The 2,314-nt window shown below is 67.2% G+C and carries 3 protein-coding genes; all 3 read left to right on the top strand.

Features of this window, described 5'->3' with window-relative positions; all coding sequences use genetic code 11:
- The first annotated feature begins 102 nt into the window (after positions 1-102).
- Entirely contained in the window at positions 103-519 is a 417-nt protein-coding gene (locus FNF32_RS10690; protein WP_131534832.1) for a transposase, read from the top strand.
- Positions 520-551: 32 nt separating this feature from the next.
- Positions 552-872 (top strand): IS66 family insertion sequence element accessory protein TnpB, encoded by a 321-nt coding sequence (gene tnpB / locus FNF32_RS10685; RefSeq protein WP_221930699.1) that lies wholly within the window; start codon positions 552-554, stop codon positions 870-872.
- A gap of 115 nt (positions 873-987) precedes the next feature.
- On the top strand, positions 988-2,314 hold a 1,327-nt coding region (gene tnpC / locus FNF32_RS10680; RefSeq protein ID WP_246087785.1), incomplete at its 3' end, for an IS66 family transposase.

The raw sequence follows: 2,314 nt of genomic DNA, 5'->3' as shown, positions 1-2,314 counted from the left end.
GTAAGCGCCACGGCGCTCTCCTCCTGCCGCTGCTGATCTGATCGGTCCATTCTCCGCGGGTGGGCATGGGGCGGAGGGGTGGTTTTGGAGATAGACGGCAAAATGGGCGTCCATTTGGACGGCTCGATCGACGGTGGGGTTTCCCGGCTTGAGGTGATTGAGGGACCAAGCGGTCGGCGCCGACGCACGAAGGGCGAGCGGGCGCGGATCGGGGTGGAAAGCCTGATGCCCGGGGTGACGGTGGCCGATGTCGCGCGCCGGCATGGCGCGACCCGCTGGCAGATCTACGACTGGCGCAAGAAGCTGCGGGCGGGGGAATTGCTGGTTCCCGAGAGCATGGCGGCGCTGCCTGCTTTTGCCGAACTGGTCGTCGAGGATCCCTCGCCGCCTGCGGTTCCGGCCCATGCCGGGTTCGATCTGGAGATCGTTGTGGGCGATGTCGTGATCCGCGCCGGTGCTGACGCCCATGAGGGCCAGCTGACGCGGGCGATCCGCGCGGCTCGGGCGGCAATGTCATGATGCTCGGCCAGAGCGGGCCGGTAAAGGTCTTCGTGGCGACACGGCCGGTGGACTTTCGCAAGGGCATCGATGGCCTGGCGCTGGCGGTGCAGGAGATGTTCGGGCTGGACCCGTTCTGCGGGGCGGTCTTTGTGTTCCGATCGAAACGCGCGGACCGGATCAAGTTGCTGGCCTGGGATCAGACCGGGATGGTGCTGGTTCACAAGCGGCTGGAGGGCGGGAAATTCGTCTGGCCGCAGGTGCGGGACGGGGTGATGCGGATGTCCTCCGCGCAACTCGCCGCCTTGTTCGAGGGGCTGGACTGGCGACTGGTCCGGCCGGAGCGGGCGCGTCGTCCGCTGGCGGCAGGGTGAGCGTGATGGTGCGGGAAAGCCCTGTTTTTACTGGTCATATACCGCGCTCCATGATTCACTTCACCCCATGGATGCTGCCGCTCTCGCCCGCGAAAACGCTCTGCTGAAGGCTCGCTTGGCCGAGGTCGAGGCGGTGCTGGCGGAGGTGCAGGAGGCCAATCGCCGGCTGGAAGACATCGTGCGCATGGCGCAACGCGAGAAGTTCGGCAAAAGCTCCGAGAAGCTGTCGCCCGACCAGTTCAATCTGCCGCTCGAGGATGCCGAACTGGCCCAGGGCGTGCTCGAGGCAGCACAGGAAAAGGCCGAGGCCGCCCTGAGGGCTGCCAAGGGCACGGATGCGCCCCGCAAGCCCCGGCGCAACCGGGGGCATCTGCCACCGCATCTGCCGCGGGTCGAACGGGTGATCGAGCCTGCCAGCATCCTGTGCCCCTGCGGCTGTGGCGAGATGGCCCGGATCGGCGAGGACGTGTCCGAGCGACTGGACGTCATCCCGGCCCGGTTCCGGGTGCTGGTGACGCGGCGCCCGAAATACGCCTGCCGGCGCTGCTCGCAGGGCATGGCGCAAGCCCATGCCCCCGAGCATGTCGTGCCCGGCGGGCTGCCCACGGAGCAGCTCATCGCCTGGATCATGGTCTCGAAGTTCGGCGACCATCTGCCGTTCTATCGCCAGGCCGGGATCTTCAAGCGGCAGGGCATCGATCTCGACCGCGGAACGCTCGGCAACTGGGTCGGCCGCGCCTGCTTCCACCTGCTGCCGATCATCCGGCACATGCAGGCCCATCTGCGCCGCGCCGATCGCATCTTCGTCGACGAGACCCGCGCGCCGGTGCTGGATCCGGGGCGCAAAACCACGAAGAGCGGCTATTTCTGGGCCGTGGTGTCCGATGATCGCGGCCATGGCGGTGTCGGCCCGCCCATCGTGCTGTTTCATTACGCCCCCGGTCGGGGCAAGGAGCATCCGCTGAACTTCCTCGCCGGGTATCGGGGCCGGTTCCTGCAATGCGATGCCTACCAGGCCTACAACGCGATGACCGAGATCGCGCGCGAGGGTGGCCCCTGGCGGCTGGTCTACTGCTGGACCCATGTCCGCCGCCGCTTCGTGAAACGCTTCGAGAGCGACCGCTCGCCCATCGCCGAGGAGATGCTGCGCCAGATCGCGCTGCTCTATCAGGTCGAGAAGACCGTGCGCGGCACGAACGCGGCTGCGCGTCTCGCGGCAAGGCGCGAACATGCGGCCCCCATCGTCGCCGCGCTCAAACCCTGGCTGGAGATGCAGCTGTCGCGCATCCCGCAGAAATCCCAGCTGGCCGAGGACATCCGCTACACCCTCGCGCACTGGCCCGGCCTGATCCGCTTTCTCGACGACGGCACACTCGAGCTGGACACCAACCCGGTCGAGAACCAGATCCGCCCGATCGCACTTACGAGAAAAAACGCACTCT

It is taken from the genome of Paracoccus marinus (genome assembly GCF_007018965.1).
Taxonomy (GTDB): Bacteria; Pseudomonadota; Alphaproteobacteria; order Rhodobacterales; family Rhodobacteraceae; genus Paracoccus; species Paracoccus marinus.
The sequence above is the reverse complement of the archived record's forward strand: the minus strand, read 5'-3'. Positions and strand labels throughout refer to the sequence as shown.

Bases quoted from the DNA above. Each gene is read 5' to 3' on its own strand.
- FNF32_RS10690 (WP_131534832.1), top strand. From the start codon at position 103: ATGGGCGTCCATTTGGACGGCTCGATCGACGGTGGGGTTTCCCGGCTT.